At 49.4% G+C, this 20,019-nt stretch carries 18 protein-coding genes; 9 read left to right on the forward strand and 9 right to left on the reverse strand.

Annotated features, from left to right (window positions below; translation table 11 throughout):
* Window positions 1-9: 9 nt before the first annotated feature.
* From ICL07_RS04855 to ICL07_RS04885, 7 genes are all read left to right on the forward strand, one after another.
* On the forward strand, window positions 10-624 hold the full coding sequence (locus ICL07_RS04855) for a TetR/AcrR family transcriptional regulator (RefSeq protein ID WP_188086799.1): 615 nt from the start codon (window positions 10-12) through the stop codon (window positions 622-624).
* A 174-nt stretch (window positions 625-798) separates the two neighbouring features.
* Complete coding sequence (locus tag ICL07_RS04860; RefSeq protein WP_188086800.1) at window positions 799-2,265, forward strand: TolC family protein; 1,467 nt, start codon at window positions 799-801, stop codon at window positions 2,263-2,265.
* Window positions 2,266-2,275: 10 nt separating this feature from the next.
* Complete coding sequence (locus tag ICL07_RS04865; protein WP_188086801.1) at window positions 2,276-3,325, forward strand: efflux RND transporter periplasmic adaptor subunit; 1,050 nt, start codon at window positions 2,276-2,278, stop codon at window positions 3,323-3,325.
* A gap of 11 nt (window positions 3,326-3,336) precedes the next feature.
* Complete coding sequence (locus ICL07_RS04870; RefSeq protein ID WP_188086802.1) at window positions 3,337-6,462, forward strand: efflux RND transporter permease subunit; 3,126 nt, start codon at window positions 3,337-3,339, stop codon at window positions 6,460-6,462.
* A 62-nt stretch (window positions 6,463-6,524) separates the two neighbouring features.
* A complete protein-coding gene (locus ICL07_RS04875) occupies window positions 6,525-7,028 on the forward strand; it encodes a hypothetical protein (protein WP_188086803.1) in 504 nt (167 codons plus the stop codon).
* A 93-nt stretch (window positions 7,029-7,121) separates the two neighbouring features.
* A complete protein-coding gene (locus ICL07_RS04880) occupies window positions 7,122-7,784 on the forward strand; it encodes a hypothetical protein (protein WP_188086804.1) in 663 nt (220 codons plus the stop codon).
* A gap of 62 nt (window positions 7,785-7,846) precedes the next feature.
* The gene (locus ICL07_RS04885) at window positions 7,847-8,347 is read left to right on the forward strand and encodes a hypothetical protein (protein ID WP_188086805.1); all 501 of its coding nucleotides are present in this window, start codon (window positions 7,847-7,849) and stop codon (window positions 8,345-8,347) included.
* On the opposite strand, the gene ICL07_RS04890 is transcribed toward ICL07_RS04885, so the two are convergent.
* Both ICL07_RS04890 and ICL07_RS04895 read right to left on the reverse strand, forming a co-directional pair.
* The gene (locus ICL07_RS04890) at window positions 8,344-9,033 is read right to left on the reverse strand and encodes a hypothetical protein (RefSeq protein ID WP_188086806.1); all 690 of its coding nucleotides are present in this window, start codon (window positions 9,031-9,033) and stop codon (window positions 8,344-8,346) included. The two genes, ICL07_RS04885 and ICL07_RS04890, sit on opposite strands and share 4 nt — an antisense overlap.
* An 8-nt stretch (window positions 9,034-9,041) precedes the next feature.
* A complete protein-coding gene (locus tag ICL07_RS04895; RefSeq protein ID WP_188086807.1) occupies window positions 9,042-9,911 on the reverse strand; it encodes an aldose 1-epimerase family protein in 870 nt (289 codons plus the stop codon).
* Window positions 9,912-10,015: 104 nt separating this feature from the next.
* Between ICL07_RS04895 and ICL07_RS04900 the strand changes: the two genes are divergently transcribed.
* Window positions 10,016-10,732 (forward strand): 3-ketoacyl-ACP reductase, encoded by a 717-nt coding sequence (locus ICL07_RS04900; protein ID WP_188086808.1) that lies wholly within the window; start codon window positions 10,016-10,018, stop codon window positions 10,730-10,732.
* A 287-nt stretch (window positions 10,733-11,019) separates the two neighbouring features.
* Here the strand turns inward: ICL07_RS04900 and ICL07_RS04905 are convergent, their stop codons facing one another.
* From ICL07_RS04905 to ICL07_RS04915, 3 genes are all read right to left on the reverse strand, one after another.
* The gene (locus ICL07_RS04905) at window positions 11,020-12,006 is read right to left on the reverse strand and encodes a hypothetical protein (RefSeq protein WP_188086809.1); all 987 of its coding nucleotides are present in this window, start codon (window positions 12,004-12,006) and stop codon (window positions 11,020-11,022) included.
* A gap of 3 nt (window positions 12,007-12,009) precedes the next feature.
* Window positions 12,010-12,366, reverse strand: a complete 357-nt coding sequence (locus ICL07_RS04910; RefSeq protein WP_188086810.1) for a hypothetical protein — start codon at window positions 12,364-12,366, stop codon at window positions 12,010-12,012.
* 97 nt (window positions 12,367-12,463) lie between these two features.
* Window positions 12,464-13,282: an alpha/beta hydrolase gene (locus ICL07_RS04915; protein WP_188086811.1), complete on the reverse strand. Its 819-nt coding sequence runs from the start codon at window positions 13,280-13,282 to the stop codon at window positions 12,464-12,466.
* Window positions 13,283-13,382: 100 nt separating this feature from the next.
* Here ICL07_RS04915 and ICL07_RS04920 point away from each other — a divergent pair, with 100 nt between their 5' ends.
* The gene (locus ICL07_RS04920; RefSeq protein WP_246484975.1) at window positions 13,383-13,796 is read left to right on the forward strand and encodes a hypothetical protein; all 414 of its coding nucleotides are present in this window, start codon (window positions 13,383-13,385) and stop codon (window positions 13,794-13,796) included.
* Window positions 13,797-13,843: 47 nt separating this feature from the next.
* Here ICL07_RS04920 and ICL07_RS04925 read toward each other — a convergent pair whose 3' ends face one another.
* The 4 genes from ICL07_RS04925 to ICL07_RS04940 all read right to left on the reverse strand — a co-directional run bounded on the left by ICL07_RS04925 (window position 13,844) and on the right by ICL07_RS04940 (window position 20,014).
* Window positions 13,844-15,181 (reverse strand): TldD/PmbA family protein, encoded by a 1,338-nt coding sequence (locus ICL07_RS04925; RefSeq protein WP_188086812.1) that lies wholly within the window; start codon window positions 15,179-15,181, stop codon window positions 13,844-13,846.
* A gap of 3 nt (window positions 15,182-15,184) precedes the next feature.
* Window positions 15,185-16,819 carry a TldD/PmbA family protein gene (locus tag ICL07_RS04930; RefSeq protein WP_188086813.1) on the reverse strand — a complete coding sequence of 545 codons (1,635 nt, stop codon included), beginning with the start codon at window positions 16,817-16,819 and terminating at the stop codon, window positions 15,185-15,187.
* Between the two features lie 212 nt (window positions 16,820-17,031).
* A complete protein-coding gene (locus tag ICL07_RS04935) occupies window positions 17,032-18,366 on the reverse strand; it encodes a TldD/PmbA family protein (protein ID WP_188086814.1) in 1,335 nt (444 codons plus the stop codon).
* A gap of 10 nt (window positions 18,367-18,376) precedes the next feature.
* A complete protein-coding gene (locus tag ICL07_RS04940) occupies window positions 18,377-20,014 on the reverse strand; it encodes a TldD/PmbA family protein (protein ID WP_188086815.1) in 1,638 nt (545 codons plus the stop codon).
* Window positions 20,015-20,019: the final 5 nt, after the last annotated feature.

Raw genomic sequence — 20,019 nt, forward strand, 5'->3', positions numbered from 1 at the left:
CATTCCAACATGGGCATTGCAGAAAGAAAAGAGCGTGAGCGGGCTGATATGCGCAGGCGCATTGTGGACGCAGCGATGAAAATGTTTGTGGAAGAGGGTTACGAGAAAGTATCTATCCGGAATATAGCTGATAAGATAGAATACAGCCCTGCCACTATTTACCTGTATTACAAAGACAAGGATGAACTGTTATACGACGTGCAGAAAGAGGCGTTTGTCTCGCTGGCGGATCATTTTGCGCGGAGTTTAACCGCTGCGGAGCCGCTGGAAAGACTGATGCAACTGGCCTGGGCCTATATCGGTTTTTACCGGGAGAACCCGGAATTATACGATCTGATGTTTATCATCAAAGCACCGATGAATGCAGAGGGAGAAGAGGAAAAATGGAAAAACGGGGATTCTGCCTATGACGCGTTGTATCACCTGGTGGCGGAGTGCATAGAAAAGAAGTTGCTGCGCTTTCAAAATCCGACGATTGCAGCGATGTCTATCTGGGCCTTTGCCCATGGGCTTATCAGCCTGGATTTACGGTCGCGGCTGAAGGTGTGCAAGCTGCCGGAAAAAGCGCTCAATGTCAGCATTGATGATGCCATTACTGAGTACCTGGCAGCTGTAAGATGTTAACACATCCCCGGCAGTAAAACGTGCCAACACTTTGCGGCGGTAGTAAAATTAACTTCATAAAGGCCATCCGTGGCCTTTTTAAAGCGACAATATTAAACACTGTTCAGTATATAAACATTGACAACAACAGCCCTACGGGCTTATTTTTTTCAAGATAAATAAACACTGTTCATTATGTCAACATTCATCACAAAAGGAGCAATGTTAATACCCTTGCTGGTCGCAGGATTCAGCGTGATGGCACAATACGCAGGACGGGGCGTAAGCCCGGGAATAGCCCTGGCAACAGCGTCTCCCCTGCCACGGGATACCACGCGGAGCGCTGTCTCTCCGGAAAAACAAACCGGCAGTAACCAGCTGGACGAATACATTCAACAGGCATTCGTCAACAATAAAGGGCTGAAAGACCAGCGTTTTCAACTGGATAAATCATTAGCCGCCCTACAAGAAGCCAGGAGCCTTTTTGGTCCGAATGTGGCCTTCCTGGCCAGTTACACCAAATCCGGCGGTGGCCGTACCATCGACATGCCTATCGGCGACCTGCTCAACCCGGTGTACAAAAGTTTGAATCAATTGACCAGCAGTCACCAGTTTCCGCAGGTAGACAACGTGTCCGTTTTACTGAACCCCGATAACTTCTATGATGCCAAACTGAGGACCAGTCTGCCGCTGATTAACGCCGAGATCTATTACAACCAGCAGATCAAAAAAGAACAAATCACCCGGCAACAGGCGGCGGTCAACGTATACAAACGCCAACTGGTGCAGGACATCAAAACCGCCTACTTCCAGTATTACCAGGCATCACAGGCAGTCGCTATTTATCGTAACGCCCTTTCCCTTATACAGGAAAACATCCGGATCAACGAAAGCATGGTACGCAACGGTATCCGTAATAACACCGCCCTCTACCGCAGCCAGACAGAAAAAGAAAAGACAGACGCCGCCATCAGCAAGGCACAGAACGAACAACAGAATGCCCGCGCCTACTTCAACTTCCTGCTGAACCGTGACCTGGATGCCGATATTACATTGGACAGCAGTCTGCTTACCCGCCTGCAGCCTATACCCGATGGCAATATCAGCGGAAGAGAAGAACTACTGCAATACAAAAGCGCCGCTACCGCCTACCGGCTAAACGAAAAACTGCAAAAAGCCTATATCATCCCACGCCTCAGCACTTTCCTGGACCTGGGTTCCCAATCCATGGGCTTCCGTTTCGACGATAAATCACGCTACTACCTTTTTGGCGTCAACATGGAATGGACACTGTTTGGCGCACATAAGTACAAGTACCGTATTAAGCAAGCCAGCCTCGACGTACAAGCCAATGATAACGTTACCGCACAAACGACCGACGCCCTCCAATTACAATTATACCAGGCCGGCAATAACTATCGCACCGCCCTGCGTAACCTGGGCACCGCACAAAGCCAGTTATCTTTCGCAGAACGTTACTACCGCGATCAGCTGAAAGTCTACAAAGAAGGACAGCTATTGTACATCGAACTGCTCGATGCACAGAACCAGCTCACCCAGGCCCAGCTGCAAATGGCCGTTTCACAGGCGGCGGTACAAACGGCTTACGCCAGCGTAGAACGCGCACAGGCCTCCTATCATATTGAATCCGTACAACTATAAACATACTTCCATGAAACATAATTTGTTTTTACTTCCCCTCTCCCTGGTATTGTTTGCCTGCGGCCATCAACAACAAGCCGCCAACAACGCCGACAGCACCGATGTGATACCTGTTAAAGTGATGGCCCTGGAAAAAAGCGGCAGTGCAGGATCTATCCATGCCTCCGGACAGTTCACCACCGATGATGAGGTGAACCTCTCCTTCAAAACCAATGGTATCATTCACCACATCGCGGTAAAAGAAGGCGACGCTGTTCGCAGCGGACAGGTACTGGCAACGCTCAATCTCACGGAAATAGACGCCCAGGTACAACAGTCGCAACTGGCTTTGGAAAAAGCGCAACGCGATTACCAGCGTACCCTTAACCTGCACAACGACAGCGTAGCTACGCTGGAGCAGCTGCAGAACAGCAAAACCGCGCTGGATATGGCACGGCAGCAGCTGAGCACCGTGCAGTTCAACAAAAGCTATTCCGCTATCCGCGCCACCCAGGACGGCTATGTGCTGCGTAAACTGGCCAATCCCGGCCAGTATGTTACCGCCGGCACCCCAATATTACAGATCAACGGCGCCCGCACCGCGCATTGGATACTTCGTATAGGCGTTACCGATAAAGAGTGGGCACAAGTCCGCAACGGCGATAAAGCGACTGTTGAAACCCCTTCCCTTCCGGATGAAACATTCACCGGTACGGTTACACGTAAATCTGAAGGCATAGACCCCGCCAGCGGTACCTTCGTGATGGACGTACAACTCAACGGCAGCAAGCCCGCCGCCATTGCCACCGGCATGTTTGGCAGATGCCGCATCACCACAGGCGGCACCGGCGGCGGCACTGCATGGAGCATCCCTTACGCCGCCCTGCTCGACGGCAACGGTAACAACGGCTACGTATTTGTGACCAACGATAACAAAACAGCGCAGCGTATACCCGTCACCATTGCCGGTATGGAAAAAGACCAGGTGATTATCAGTCAGGGTATGGAACAGGCCCGCTCCCTGATCATCTCCGGCAGCGCCTATCTCAAAGACCAATCCCGCATCCGTATCATCCAATAATCATTACCATTATGAAAATATCCGGTTACGCCGTCAGGAACTACCAGTTCACCCTCGTGATATTCCTGATGATCATTGTGCTCGGCATTACTACCATCTTCAATATATCCCGCTCCGAAGACCCGGAGATGAAAGCGCCGCAGTTTGTAGTGGCGGTTATCTATCCCGGTACCAGTCCCAAAGACATGGAAGACCTGGTGGTAAACCCGCTTGAAAAAGACATCTACGGCCTGGCCGATATCAAACGGCTGCGTACCACTATCAGCGACGGTGTGGCGGTACTGCGCGTGGAATACAAATATTCCTCCAATGTAGATCAGAAATACCAGGAGCTGGTGCGGGAAGTGAACAACAAAAAAGCCTCGCTGCCGGCAGATATATACAGCATTGAAGTGAATAAAATGGAGCCTACCGATGTAAATGTATTACAGGTAGCACTTATTTCCGAAAACGCCTCCCGCGACAAACTGCGTTATTACGCAGAAAAATTGCAGGAAGACCTGGAAAAGGTACCCAGCCTCAAAAACGTGAAAATTCACGGTTTACCTGACCAACAAGTGCGCGTAGAACTGGAGCTGGACAAGATGGCCCAGCTGCATCTCCCCTCCGCTACCGTACTCAACGCCATACAGGGAGAGATGGCCAATATTCCCGGCGGCAGTATCGATGCAGGGGAAAAAAGTTTCAACATCAAAACCAGCGGCAACTATAAAAACATCGACGAAATCAGCAACACCATTGTAGCCGCTGCCAATGGCAAAAACATCTTCCTGAAAGATATTGCACGGGTGTACTATGGTTTTGAAGATGAGAAATATTTCACGCGGCTCAACGGGCACCGTAGTGTGAGTGTATCTGCCTCCCAAAAGCCCGGCGAGAACATCAGCAAAACACAATTGCAATATAAACCGGTGATTGAGCAGTTTAAAAAGACGCTCCCCGCTAATATAGACCTGGTACAGTATTTCGACCAGGCCGATGCGGTGAATAACCGCTTGAGCGGACTGGGAAAGGACTTTCTCATCGCCATCCTGCTCGTAGCGTTTACCCTGTTGCCGCTGGGGCAACGCCCAGCCCTCATTGTGATGATATCCATTCCCCTCTCCCTTTCCATAGGTATTGTATTGCTGCAACTTTTCGGCTACAACCTGAACCAGCTGAGCATTGTAGGACTGGTAGTGGCCCTTGGGTTGCTGGTAGACGACAGCATTGTGGTGATAGAAAACATAGAACGCTGGATGCTGGAAGGACATACCAGGATGGAAGCCACGCTGAAAGCCACTTCGCAGATAGGCATGGCCGTTATAGGTTGTACTGCCACGCTCATTATCGCCTTTATGCCGCTGGTGTTCCTGCCGGAAGGCAGTGGCGACTTTATCCGCAGCATGCCGCTGGCCGTGATCTTCAGCGTACTGGCCTCCATGATCGTATCACTCACCATCATACCGTTCCTGGCCAGCCGGCTACTAAAAGTGCATACCGGTCACCCGGAAGGCAATATCTTTATGCGACTGCTGAAAAAGCTGATCCATGGCAGTTATGCCAGGTTGCTGGACAAAGCCCTGCATCGCCCGGTATTGACGATTCTAGTGTCATTGGTACTCTTCGGCGGCTCCATGGTAGTGATGAAAGCCGTTGGCTTTGGCCTTTTCCCGGCTTCAGAGAAACCGCAGTTCCTTATCAATGTGTTAGCGCCGCCACAATCCAACCTGGCGTATACCAACCAGATTGTAACTGCCATTGAGCAGGAACTTAAACAGGAAAAAAGCATCCGTTATGTAGCCAGCAACATCGGAAAAGGCAATCCCCGCATTTATTACAACGAATCGCAGGAGAACGAGCACAGTGACTATGCCCAGCTGTTCATCCAGCTGGACCCGCATACCAGTCCGGCGGAGAAGATAGCCCTGATTGAAAAACTCCGTAAAAAATGGACTCCTTATCCCGGCGCTAAAGTAGAAGTCAAGAACTTCGAACAGGGGCCTCCTATCACGGCTCCCGTGGAAGTACGGCTATTTGGCGACAACCTCGATACTCTCCGTTCGCTGGCCGGCCGGGTGGAAAAGATGCTGGAAAAAACACCCGGCACCATTTACATCAACAATCCTGTCAGTACCCTGAAGTCGGATATCCGCATTAACATCGACCGGGAAAAAGCGCAACAGTTGGGGGTCCCCACCATCAATATTGACCGTACCGTCCGTTTAGCCGTTGCCGGTATCAACCTGGGTAAATATAACGACGAAAACGATACCGACTATGACATCCTGGTGACCAAACAAAAAAGCGGTAAGCCCACGCTGGACGCCTTCAGGGACTTGTATGTCACCAATACCGCCGGCACAGCTATACCGCTGTCGCAGGTAGCCAGCATCCAGATGGAAACTTCGCCTTTAAGCATTAAACACCAGGAGAAAAACAGGATGGTAGCGATCGGCGCCTTTGTCAAAAAAGGTTTTTTGCCGGACCGTGTTATCAACGAGGTTATCCGCCAGATGGACCAGCTGCAGCTACCCAAGGGCTATACCTATGAAATGGGGGGCGAAGTAGAGAGCAGGAAAAATTCCTTCGGTGGTTTTATGAGTATCATCATAGTGACCGTCTTCCTGTTCATTGCCGTACTGGTACTGGAGTTCAAGACATTTAAAAGCACGCTGATCGTATTATCCGTGATACCGCTGGGTATTGTGGGCGCGGCGGTTGCTTTGTGGCTGACCGGCAATTCTCTCTCCTTCATTGCCATTGTAGGATTGATAGCGCTGGCAGGTATCGAGGTAAAGAACACTATTTTGCTGGTGGACTTCACCAATCAGCTGCGGGCGCAGGGCAAACCACTGGAAGAGGCTATACGGGAAGCCGGTGAGATCCGCTTCCTGCCGATCGTACTGACCTCTCTGACTGCCATCGGCGGGTTGATACCTATTGCCATCTCCACCAATCCTATGATTGCGCCGCTGGCTATCGTATTGATAGGCGGGCTTATCAGCTCCACCTTGTTATCAAGGGTAGTAACGCCTGTGGTATATAAGCTGATGCCGCCGAAAATAATCGTTGAACAGCCGGTTCCGGCGCATCATAACGGTAATGGACATGGGTATTCGCAGTCAATTCCGGAAGAAGCCGTGCTGAATTCGTAATTCTTCCTTAAATTTGGTGCAATTACGAATACTACCACCATTTCCTCTGAAAATTTGTTCTTATGAAAAGAAACATCCTGGCGTTTATTGCAGTCATGTTGACGGTATGCATCGGTGCCCAGCAATCGCAGGCACAGTTAAAGCGATTCAGTATCGGTCCGTATGTAGAAGCTGGTTTTCCTACCGGTGATTTCAGCAACTCCCACAAGCCAGGTTTCGGCGTAGGGTTGGGTGCTGACGTGAAGCTGGTAGCCGGTTTAACCGCCGTAGGTTCCGTCGGTTTTATGTACTTCAAAGGCAAAACTGACAACAACATCAGCTATGCTTCTGCTAAAGTAATACCTGTAAGACTGGGGCTTCGTTACAACCTGGTATCTATCCTATATGTAAAAGCAGAAGGTGGTACCGTAAACTTTACCGGCGACTACAACAATGGTATGGGCGCCTTGTTTGCTCCCGGCGTGGGCATCCGTTTGCTCGGCCTGGACGTGGAAGGTAAATATGAAGCCTGGTTTAAAGACGGCACCCATGGGTTCTGGGGCCTGAAAGCCGGGTATAATTTCTAACGTTGCTATTTCTTTCATTTTATGGGGACTGGTCTTTGAAGATCAGTCCCTCTTCTTTTAAATAGTGTTAACTTCCTTTCTATCTCATTAAAGATGAAAAAAGAAATATTAAAACTTTTATCAGCAACACTGAAGGAAAGGTATAAAGGATTATCATCCGGACATATTTTCCAGCCGGATAAGATGCAAATTATATTTGAAAATGAAAGCAGTCTTGAAATCAGGTTTGATACGTTAAAAGCCGGAATTAAAGAGAAGGGTGCTTTTTTGATTAGTTATTCCCTCACCGTTAACAATACGGAATTATACCAAATCAAACAGCAAACAGGTACAAACACGCTGGAACATCCGTTGCTATACTTTGGTAAAGAAATGTATATACTCCCGGAATCCATGAGCAGGCATGACCGTTATATTGTATGTGCCAAGGTACCTGCTGAAGTGGTCATCTTCAATATCGTTGCGGATTTCGATGCGTTTGTATTGCCGCTGGCAGCGGCTCTCTGCAAGGATTACGCGTTATTACTGCCCTATTTTGATAACAAGGATTTTCTTTTATGCCTTAAAGATGCCTATGCTACGGCCTATATTGCAGCGTTCCTGTCAAATTCAGAAAAATGGACAACGGAGCAGTTGCCAGGGTTGGTAGATAAGTACGCAGAGGGTCCGCTGATGAGGTTTTATGACTATAGGAAGTCACCGGACCCGGAGCAGGACATTGCGAAAAAAATAACAGTATTTTTTGATAAAAAGTAAAAGCGGACTTTGATAAAACTAATTTGAAATTCCATTCATATCAAAAAGCAACTATCATATACATGGGAATATTTTTTAAAATCACCTGTGAATCTCAGGGAGCAAAAACGGCAGAAAAAGCTTTCATAAATAACCGCGTGTTAGATTATATTCTTAATAGTTTAAATGATTACACCTGGCAGGATCAAATCTCATCCAAACTCAGGACGCTAAATCCTCAATACAGTCATATTACACTTGGAACCATTCTTAGACTTTTTCTTTCTAAGAATATTGAAGCGGGTAATTTAAAATCATTTTCAAGATATGTAAAGAAAGATGGTAAACTAGTGATCGATCAGATGCTTGTTGCAGACAAATATGAATCTTTATCTGAGGATGCAACCAGACAGGCTATCTGTGACGAGGTTTACAATTATTTTGAGGAAGTAATTTTAAAAAACAAAGCTAAGTTTCAGGATTTTGATGCTGTTTCATTTGTTCCTTTACTGAAGAAGGGATTTCAGGATATTAAGGAGAAAAATTTACAGAATGGAGGAAATCGCCTGGAAACTCAGGGCTAAAGCCCTGAGTTAAATATAAACTTCGGTGTAAACCCGCCCTGGGTGCATCCTGGCACCGGGATGATATTATCTCCGCTCTGATCTACATGTGGCAGATTAATCACATTGGGATACCAGCTTTTTCGTATAGCCGGGTCCAGTGCTGCCAGTTCCACCAGCACATGATAGCCGCCTCTTGTTTCGATGGTAGTAAGGCAGGATGGGTTGACGTATTCCTTTATCTTTTCCAGGATAGCAGGATCTTTCGCATCCACATCGATATCCATGTAATACTTATTGCTGCAGGACTGCTGGATGATGTTCATCACTTCCTGATGTGGATTTTTGGTGTTGGCATTTGCCTGAATATGCTGCGCAAAAGTAACCAGGGAAGTAAAAGTGGCCTTCCACAGATCGCGGGGATTGATGCTGATATACAATGCCAGTGCTTCCTGCGGAATGGGTAATCCCCGTTGTGTATAGGCTCCCACCGCGCACTCGAGCTGCCGGATTTTCTCCACCATATCTTCTTTGCGGCTGGTAAAGCGTTTCAGCTGCTGTTTATCAGATTTAAAGCCATGACCTTCTTCCAGGTATTTGGTACGGGCCAGCAAGGTCAGGTAGTACTGCTCCTGTTCATTACAATCGGGGAGCCAGTCGATGAACGCTTTCAGGGCTGTTTCATCGTTGATGATCTTATAATTCATGTTATCGTCTAAAAAAAAGTGGCCGTCCAGGTACGTTCAAATAATGCGCCGGGGGCTAGTTGGTTGATGCCTTCTTTATCTGCCAGTTCACCCGTCGCCGCCACATTATCGGCGATGCCGCACCAGGGTTCAATACATACAAAATCCGCGTTTTTAGCGGCCCAGATGCCCATAAACGGAAATCCTGCGAAGGCGACCGTAAGGCCATGTGGTGTTTTATTACTCCGGATGCTGATAGCGTCGGAAGCCAGTCCCTTGAATACAAGGGCATCTTCGAGGAACAATGATTTTTTCAGGGGCAGTTGTTGCGTGTGTTCCAGCATGGGAATGGGTTGCAGCTCTACCTGTCCGCCTGCCGACAGTGGGTAACGACCAGCCGTTTCGGTGTGATTGAAGTCCAGGTAATAATCTTCATAGCCCGTTCCATCCGCCAGGGGCACCTTAAATGCCGGGTGAGCACCTACAGAGAACAGCATCGTTTTTTCATCGGTGTTTTGCACGTGGTAGGTTACTTTCAACGTATCAGCTTCCAGCACATAATGCACGCGAAAATCGAACCGGAACGGATATACGGCCATGGTAGCATCATCGTCGGTCAGTCTGAAAACCACTTCCGTTGCGGATTCCGACAGTACTTCAAATACTCTTTCACGGGCAAACCCATGCCGTCCGAGCGTATAGGAGTTACCGTTATACGTATAGGTGTTATTTTTCAGTCCGCCTACAATCGGGAACAGTACCGGGCTTTTTTTGCCCCATACGGCCGGGTCGCCACTCCAGAGGTATTCCAGTCCGTTATCCCGGCGGACGATATGTTGTAGTTCAGCGCCGGCAGCGGCCAGTGTGATAGTGAGTTGATCGTTGGAAAGAGTTACCATAAGTGTAAAGCCTTAAAAAACGAAGATAAACAAAAATTAACGCGTTCATCTGCCTGCCGTTCGTTTCATCGGGGTTATCTTTGTACTCTTAAAAGCAGTTTCATATGGAATCATTACAAGGAAAAAAAGTGCTGATCACCGGTGGCGGCAAAGGCATTGGACGTGCTGTAGCGGTAGCATTGGCAAAGGAAGGGGCAGACATTGCTTTAATAGGACGCAGCGAAGGACCCTTACAGGAAGTGGTGGAAACCATAGCCGGCATGGGGGTTAAATCGGCCTACGCTATTGCAGACGTAGGATCTATGGAGGAAGTCAACAAGGCCGTTGGCACACTGACCCAACAACTGGGCAGTATCGATATCCTGATCAACAACGCTGGTATCGCGGCTTTCGGCGGTTTTATGGATCTCACGCCCGCACAATGGGAGGATATTATCCGGGTTAACCTGCTGGGCGTATACTACGTTACCCGCGCCGTTTTACCTGATATGATCGCCCGTCAAACCGGCGATATCATTAATATATCCTCCACTGCCGGTCAACGCGGAGCGCCGCTCACCAGCGCGTATAGTGCTTCTAAATTCGGCCTGCTGGGACTTACCGAGTCACTCATGCTCGAAGTGAGGAAACATAATATCCGCGTGAGTGCGCTTACACCCAGCACCATTGCCACCGATATGGCCAAAGAACTGAACCTGACCGATGGTAATCCCGAGAAGGTGTTACAACCGGAAGACCTGGCCGAGCTGATTGTTATGCAGCTGAAGATGAATAGAAGGGTGTTGCTGAAAACGGCAGCTGTGTGGTCTACCAACCCATAATCCACAGGGCTGATAATTTCGCTGATATAACAGTGATGGACATGATTAGTGCTGATTTCGCTGATTTGGGGAGATTGGAGCGATCGATGAAGGTGGAGATAGGAGCGGATGATAACGAGAATAAAGAGTATGATAGAAGCTGGGTTTATGAAGAGGAGGAGGATTTTGGCGGATGATTGACCCGATTCTTAAAAGGCCTGATCAGAGCGAATTACATGGGATCTTAATGAAGGCTATATAGAGCCCCTGGTGAAGGTTTCACCGGGGGCTCTTTTATGATGGGTGAGTTAGTGGCTGCTGTTGAGGCGAACGATTTCTTTGGAGAGGGCGAATTTAATCCCCAATACCGCGAGGATATTGTCCATTTTGTCAAAGTTTTTACCGAAGGCGGCTACGGCATAAAAGCTGTCGCTGATCATGAAGTTGGACACGAAAGCGAGGCGGTCGTAGCGCTGACCGTTTTTAAGATCGTGGCGGTTCACGTATTCGGCCGTAAGGTCGAAGCGGCCTTTCTGGTAGTTGGCTGCCAGGCCATAATCCAGCAGCTGGCTATTATAGGGGAAGGAGCCGATGCTTACATCCTGGCTGTTCCACATATAGCGGCCTACCGCGATAAAGTCGAGCGGAAATTTATCGGGCGCCCAGCGGACGTTGGTCCATATACCGGAGCGGGAAGCGGCCAGGTCGCTGAAACGGTTGCCCGCAGCGCTGCCGGCCAGGGCGCCGGCCAGTTCCACGATAACGAGGCCCCTGTTACGCTGTATATCGAACATACTCCGCAGTTCAGCGTTCTTTTGGGCCAATGCCACCGTATCCAGTTGTGACGGATCTTCCACGGCCAGTAAGGCTTCTATTTCCTTCTTTTTCTGCAGCATCGCTTCCCGGTTGCGGCGGTAATAGTACCGGAATACCTGCGTACGGAAACCCGCCGACAGGCTGGTCGTGGTATCCGTTCTGAACGTGGCTGCTGACACGTTGAAGGTTTGCAGAATGGGGAAACGGTTGTTGAGATAACGTTCAAAAGTGAGGTTGGGCTTATTGGTCAGCCAATAAGGCGTGACCTCCACAGCCCCACCCTGCCACAGGTTGATCAGGCTTATCCCAAATGCTTTGGGGTTGACAGGCTTATCAATAGCTGCCGGGGCTTTGTCGGCCAGGATTAGCCCGGGCGACGAAGGCATGGTCATGTCGGATATCTTCAGGGAATCCTTTAACTGGGCATAGCCAGGATGGGCCACTACCAGGAGCAGCACCCACCAGAATAATTGCTTCATGGTTTACTTAAAATTAAAGTCCAGTAAAAAAGACATAATATCTCCGTCCGTCTTCACTTCATCCTGGTAAAGGATAACAGAAGGGGTACAGGAGCTGAAAGCGTAGGTAACGACAATCCCGTTGGTCAGGCTGTTGGTGTCCAGTACATTGGTGGTCACCTTCAGTGTTTTTCCTTTCAGGTCGGCAGCTGTACCCAGGCGGAGATTACGGATATCTCCCTTGGCGAGGGCATTGTCATCTTTGTCGAATCGTACCACGCTGGCGCCTATCTGGGCATTGCCGATGGTAATGTTGAGGATAACGTCCGATCCGGGGTTAACCGTGAGGTCGGCACTCTCCTTTCGTTTTCTGATGGACATAGGATATTCAATTACGAATTAGAAATTACAAATTTGGGGGCGTCCTTTTGAGGGCTGTTATAACAAAGGTAAATGATCACTACGCAGAGTATTTGCATTACCGTAAAGCGCTTAACCATCCTGCTACAAAAAGCAATACTTCCTGGCGATTGATTTCGTTGTGCAGTTCGTGGTAGTCGCCGGGCCATTCGCGGTAGGTGAGCAAACCGGCGGGCGCTCTTTCCGCAAAAATCCGGGAACCTTCCACGGCGGTGAAGCTGTCATCGCTACCATGAATCAGCAGGGAGCGGGTTTTCAGGTTAGCCGCATGTTCCAGGCACCACAACCCGTTGTGCACCATATCATGGGCCAGGCGGACACTCATTTTATCGTGGCGGAGGGTATTCTGACGGAATTTTTCGACCGCATCGGGGTCGCGGGATATTTTATTGATATCCAGTCCCTGGTTTAAACGCAGATTGGGGACTATGCGGTTCAGCACCCGGAGCAGACCACGGAGGAAACTGCCGGGGTGTTTGGCTACTATCAGCGCCGGTGCTGAAATTACCGCTCCCAGTACCGCAGGGTTTCTATGCAGCAGGAAGCCTGTTAACAGACCGCCACCCATACTATGCCCGTATACTATGACCGGTAGCTGGTATAATTCTTTTACATAAGCCAGGAAAGCTGCTTCATAGTCGAACATGTATTCGAAGCCGGGCGTAACGCCCCGTTTCCCGTCACTTTTACCGTGGCCATAATGATCTATGCCCAGTACAGCATATCCTTCCCCGTTAAAAAAGCGGGCTACATGATCGTACCGGCTTACGTCTTCCCCTATACCATGGATGAGGATCATGACACGGTTAAAATGCTCAGGGACCCAGCTAACAGCGTGAAAACGCGTATTCCGGAATGACCAGAAAAATTCGTTCATGTTAACGAATATAAACATTATTCCCACGCAAAATTTCGTGCGGGTTGTTAAGTCGTTTTTATATTTTTGCGATCTTATCAACTTTAATCTGACATACAGCATGAGTCAAGATGACAAAGCCGCGCCGGTGTATACCATCCCCCTGACGTACCGGAAAATGGAAAACCTGCATATCGTATTCTGGTTGTTGAAAGATATCAGCTGGTGTATGATCTGGAAACCATTAGGGGTGGCCATGATCTTTCCTACCCTGATTATTTCTCTCGTGATCGCCTGGCGAACGAGGCAGTTTGTGTCGGAGTTATGCCATAATGTGGCGATTTCGTTATGGATTACCGCCAACTCCTACTGGATGATCAGCGAGTTCTTCCACTTCGATGCTCAGGTGATATGGGGAGCCATTACGTATAAACACGTAGCCCTGATACCGTTTATTTCCGGGTTGCTGATACTCGCCTATTACTATATCTGGTATCAGCCAAGACATAAAGATACCGCAGAAATTCTGTCATAAAAAAAGCGAAGGGTTAACCCTTCGCTTTTTTTATGACAGGTGTTTTATCAGATGGCATCTGACAAAGATGTAAAGGTAAAATCACGCAGTTTCATAGGCGGCAGAATCGCGCTCTGCCCACTTTCACCACTCACCGCTCTTTCCGGTATGCCCAGGGCTTCCACGTTGTTCAGCATGATCACCGGGCTTTCATTGAAGCGGAAATTTTTCACCGGATGTTTGATCGCCCCGTTTTCGATGTAGAAAGTTCCGTCGCGGGTAAGGCCTGTAAACAACAACGTTTGCGGATCTACGGGGCGGATGTACCACAGGCGGGTAACCAGGATACCTTTTTCCGTGCTTTTGATCAGTTCTTCCAGGGAAGCGTTGCCACCTTCCATGATAAACCCATCCGGGCCGGGAATGGCTTTCACATTATCTTTCTGCGCCCAGTAGCGGGAGTAGAACATATTTTTTACCGTTCCTTTATCGATCCACGTGATTTTTTCCTGTGGCCGGCCATCGTTGTTATAATAGGCTGTAGGCATATCCGGATGCCAGGGATCAGAGTAGATGGTCACCTGTTCATCCATGAGTTTATCGCCCAGTTTGGTTTTACCGCCGGCTTTGCTGAGGAAACTCCGGCCTTCTTCCGCACTGCGTGCATCCATGCTATTAATGAGCTGTTCTATCAGTACGATAGAAGCCGCCGGTTCCAGGATCACCGTGTACTTACCCGGTTCTATGGCTTTAGCGCCTTTAGAGCCGGTTGCTTTTTGCGCAGCGATGCTGGTATCTTTGGACACGTCCAGTTTCCGGACGTCGTTGTATGCTTTGGAGGCATAACCGGAGCCGGTACCGTCTTCCGAGCGGACGGTAATGCTGAAATTGACCTGTGTAGAATCGTGGTAGGCGAAGAGGCCTTTGGAGTTCATAATAGCAGAGAAGCCCGTATTGTTCTCCAGGTAACCTGCCGCCACCAGTTTATTTTGTTTGGTGATGGCGAGGCTTTTGGCCACTGCATCTGCACGGAATGCAGGATCGATGGCGGCGGTATCCTTGTTATAACAATCGGCGGCAGCCGCGTATTGCTGCGGTCCCAACACCGGCATATATTCCGGGTTTTCCGGCGCCAGGCGGGCCAGTTCTTCTGCTCTTCTGACTACTTTTTCGAGCGAGGCATCATCAAATTCATTGATGGTGGCGGTGCCCAGTTTTTTCCCGAAGGCGGCATTTACCACCAGCATGTTTTTGCTATTAGCGCCACTGGTAGACACTTCATTACGTGCATAACGCACATTACCGGAGTCACCACCGAAAATAGACACTTCGCACTCGTCTGCTTTTGAATAGGCAAGCACTTTTTTCAATAATGCCTGTGCTGCATCTTTACTGAGTATCGGCATATATTAAATTTTTCTAGCTGTATTAATAACGTTTACGCCATTGAAGCGGGCGGTTGCTGAACCATGGGATACGGCGCTTACCTGCGAAGGCTGGCCTTTTCCGTCGAAGAAGGAACCACCGAGGCGGTAGTCTCTCTTATCAGCGATGGCTTTACAGGAGTTCCAGAATTCCTGGGTATTGCTTTGGTAGGCTACGTCTTTGAGCATGCCAACGATCTCTCCGTTTTTGATCTCGTAGTAGAGCTGACCGCCGAACTGGAAGTTGTAACGTTGCTGATCGATGGAGAAAGAGCCATTACCTGCGATGAAGATGCCTTTTTCCACATTTTTGATCATTTCAGCAGGTGTGAGAGAAGCAGCACCCGGTTGCAGCGACACGTTGGCCATACGCTGAAACTGCACATCTGACCAGCTTTGCGAATAACAGCAGCCCTGCGATTGTTTCAGGCCGATGATATGCGCCTGATCGCGGATAGCCTGATAATTGACCAGCACACCGTCTTTGATCAGGTCCCATTTCTGGGTACCGACGCCTTCGTCGTCGTAGCCCACCGCACCGAGGGAGCCCGGTTGTGTTTTATCTGCCACGATGTTGACCAGGGGACTGCCGAACTGGAATTTTTTGCTTTCCCATTTGTCGAGGGTAAGGAAGCTGGTGCCGGCGAAGTTGGCTTCGTAGCCCAATACGCGGTCCAGTTCAGTGGGGTGCCCTACCGATTCGTGAATGGTCAGCCACAGGTGAGATGGGTCCAGTATGAGGTCGTACTTGCCCGGTTCTACTGATTTGGCTTTTAACTTCTCTCCTACCTGTACGCCACCCAGACGGGCATCTTCCAGCATATCATAACGGTCGCGGTACAACGTAGTTACTCCTTTGATCTTATCTGATTCACGGGGGATCATGTATTCGTATCCCATACCGCGTGGGGCGCTGAGGGCGTCACGGGTTTCAAATTTTCCGGTGGTCTTGTCGATTTTGGTGATCTGGAAAGTGGGCCAGATGCGGTGTACATCCTGATCGATGTAAGATCCGTCGGAGGAAGCGAAATACTTCTGTTCATTCACAAGGAACATAAAGGAGCCTACGTAGTCAGCGCCGCCTTTCATCGCAGCATCGTTGACAGAGAGGAGCAGGTCTGCTTTTTCTTTGACAGGTACTTCAAATGCATTTTTTTCGATGGGGGTTTTCCAGCTCACTTCTCCGTAACCTTTTTGTGGGGCCAGTTGTACGGGGGTGGTGATGAGCCGGGCATTTTCTTTGGCGATGGCCACCGCCATAGCAGCGGTGCGGGCGATGCTGTCCCTGTCCATCTGATCGGTAGAAGCAAAGCCCCAGCTACCGTTGGCCAGCACACGGATACCGATGCCGTAGGATTCTGTGTTAACCACATTTTCTACTTTGTCTTCCCGGGTGATGATAAACTGGTTGAGGTAACGTCCTATACGTACATCCGTATAGGAAGCGCCTTTGCTGCGGGCAGCGTTGAGGGCTACATCGGCAAGTTCTTTTTTCTTTGCCACGTCGATGGTATACCAGGGGGATTCCAGCGGAACGGCTTTTCCGATGATCGGAATCTGGGACAGCAGTCCTGCGCCCAATCCGAGGCCTGTGTAATGGAGGAATTCTCGTCTTTTCATTATAGCAGGATTAAGAGATGTTCTTGAATGTTGCAAAAAAGAAGGAGGTATTACTATGTGTTGTGTTGTTACATGGGCAGCGGTTTGGCGTTAAGAATCAGGTTGAGGGTTGTTATTAAAAAGAGATGGATGTCCCGTTCGCTGTCGTCATTATTTTAAAGATAACAAGTTACAGCGAACAAAACATCCATCAATTCCATCAAGATAATCTTCTATATAGCGTCTGAAAGGGACGTAAAGGTAAAGTCCCGTATTTTCATCGGCGGAATGAGGTAACTACGGTAAGATTCTATACTGATACTCCGTTCTGTTTTCCCGAGTGCTTCCACATTGTTGAGCATAATTACCGGGCTTTCATTAAAGCGGAGGTTTTTGATCGGGTATTTGATCTCACCGTTTTCGATATAAAAAGTTCCGTCCCGGGTAAGGCCTGTCAACAGTAGTGTTTGTGCATCTACCAGGCGGATATACCAAAGGCGGGACACGAGGATACCTTTCTCTGTGCTTTTGATCAGTTCTTCCAGGGAAGCGTTACCGCCTTCCATGATAATATTGGAAGGCATGGGTACCGGTTGCACCCCTTTATTTTTAGCCCAGTACTGGGAGTAGGCCAGGTTTTTCACCACCCCTTTATCGATCCAGGTAGTTCTTTCCAGCGGGAATCCTTCGCGGTTCCAGGTACTGGCTGGTAAATCAGGATAGAAAGGATCGGAGAAGATGGTCACTTTTTCGTCCATGAGTTGTTCCCCGATGCGGTTACCGCCGCCGGGTTTACTCATAAAGCTGCGGCCTTCGTCCGCGTTGCGGGCATCGAGGCCACGGAACATGTTTTCCAGCATATAGGTAGCTGCCACCGGTTCCAGGATGACGGTGTATTTACCCGGTTCAATCGCTTTAGCGCCTGCGGAGCTGTTGGCTTTGGTCGCCGCTATTTTAGTAGCCGAAAGTGTATCCAGTTTGCTGACATCGTTGTAGCCACGTGCTGCGAAACCGGAGCCGGTACCGGCACTGTTACGGGTAGTGATGGTAAAGATCACATTGGTATCCGTATCGTAGGCAAAGAGACCTTTGGAATTGAGGATAGCGGAGAAGCTGGTGGTATTTTCAATAAAGCCGGCCGCTTCCAGGTTAGCCTCTTTTGCCACCTGGATACTTTTCGCCACCGCATCGGCGCGGGTATCCGGTGTGATAGCGGCAGTTGCCGGCACATAGGTTTTAGATTCCTTAAAATCTGCCGGGCCGCGCAGCGGCATATATTCCGGATTTTCCGGCGCGAGGCGGGCCAGTTCTTCCGCGCGACGCACTACCCTTTCGAGGGCGGCATCAGTAAACTCGTTGATAGTAGCGGTACCGGAACGTTTACCAAAGGAAGACGTTACAGATAAGGTGATATTATCGATATCGCCGGCAGTGGAGATGGCATTGCGCGCATAGCGGATATTACCGCCTTCTTCCCCACGGAGCGACACTTCGCATTCATCTGCTTTAGAGTGCGCCAGCACTTTCTGCAGTAATGCTTTTGCTTCTTCTTTTTTTAATATAGCCATTTGCGTTAGATCAGATTTTTCTTGCTGTGTTAATAACATTTACACCATTGAACCGGGTTGTGGAGCTGCCATGGGACACGGCATTGGACTGGCCTGGTTGTCCCTTGCCATCGTTGAAGGCGCCGCCGAGACGGTAGTCGCTCTTATCTGCGATAGCAGTGCAGCTGTTCCAGAACTCCTGCGTATTGGCCTGATAGGCCACATCTTTCAGCATGCCGGCAATTTTTCCGTTTTTGATTTCGTAGAATGTTTGTCCGCCGAACTGGAAATTATACCGTTGCTGATCGATGGAGAAAGAGCCGTCGCCAATGATGTAGATGCCTTTTTCCACGTTTTTGATCATATCGTCCACGCTGAGTTTTTCTTTGCCGGGTTGCAGCGACACGTTAGGCATACGCTGGAACTGTACATCGGACCAGCTTTGCGCGTAGCAGCAGCCCTGTGAGTGGTCCAGGCCGATGATGTGCGCCTGATCGCGGATAGCCTGGTAGTTGACCAGCACACCGTCTTTGATGAGGTCCCACTTTCCGCATTGCACGCCTTCATCGTCATAGCCTACGGCGCCGAGGGAACCAGGCTGTAATTTATCTGCCACCACATTCACCAGTTTGCTGCCAAACTGGAAATTGCGGGACTTCCATTTATCGAGGGTGAGGAAGCTGGTACCGGCATAGTTGGCTTCGTAGCCCAGTACGCGGTCCAGTTCTGTAGGGTGTGCTACCGATTCGTGGATGGTGAGCCAGAGATGGGAAGGATCGAGTACCAGGTCGTATTTACCCGGTTCTACCGATTTGGCTTTCAATTTCTGGTCAACATCTGCGGTGGCATTTTTTACGTCTTCCAGGATATCGTATCTGTCTTTATAACGCGTTACGATACCATTCACTTTATTATCTGCCGTGGGCGTGAGGTATTCATATCCCATTCCTACCGGAGAGCTGAGTGATTTACGGGTTTCAAATTTACCGCTGCCGCGGTCTATTTTGGTGACCGTAAAGGTGGGGAACAGGCGATGGATATCCTGATCGATATAGGAGCCGTCGGTAGACGCAAAATATTTCTGTTCATTGATCGCCAGGATAGCGGAGTTGACAAAGTTGGCGCCGCCTTGCATGGCAATGTTGTTCACATTCAGCAGGAGGTCTACCTTGTCTTTCACCGGAACAGTAAACGCGCTTTGTACGATGGGCGTTTTCCAGGATACTTCGCCATATCCTTTTTGCGGAGCCAGCTGTACCGGTGCAGCGGTTACCCGGGAATTGGCTTTAGCTACTGCTACCGCTCTTTCCGCGGCTTTAGCCACCGCTTCTTTGGTGACTACGTTGGTAGCAGCAAATCCCCAGCAACCGTTGGCGATCACGCGGATGCCTACGCCAAAGGATTCCGCGTTGGCGATGTTCTGCACGCGGGCTTCGCGGGTAACAACAAACTGGTTGAGATACCTGCCTATGCGGACATCCGCATAGGTAGCGCCTTTACTGCGGGCCGTGTTAAGGGCCACATCTGCCAGTTGTTTTTTGGTTTTTACGTCCATACCATCATTCAAAAAGCGTGATGGGTCGACGGGTGTGCCGAAAGCGGAAAAATTCGGCAGGACGAGCGCTCCCAGTCCCATGGCGGAAAGCTGGATAAAATCTTTACGTTTCAATAGAA

Origin of the sequence: Chitinophaga qingshengii (assembly GCF_014529935.1) — a bacterium.
GTDB classification, from domain to species: Bacteria; Bacteroidota; Bacteroidia; order Chitinophagales; family Chitinophagaceae; genus Chitinophaga; species Chitinophaga qingshengii.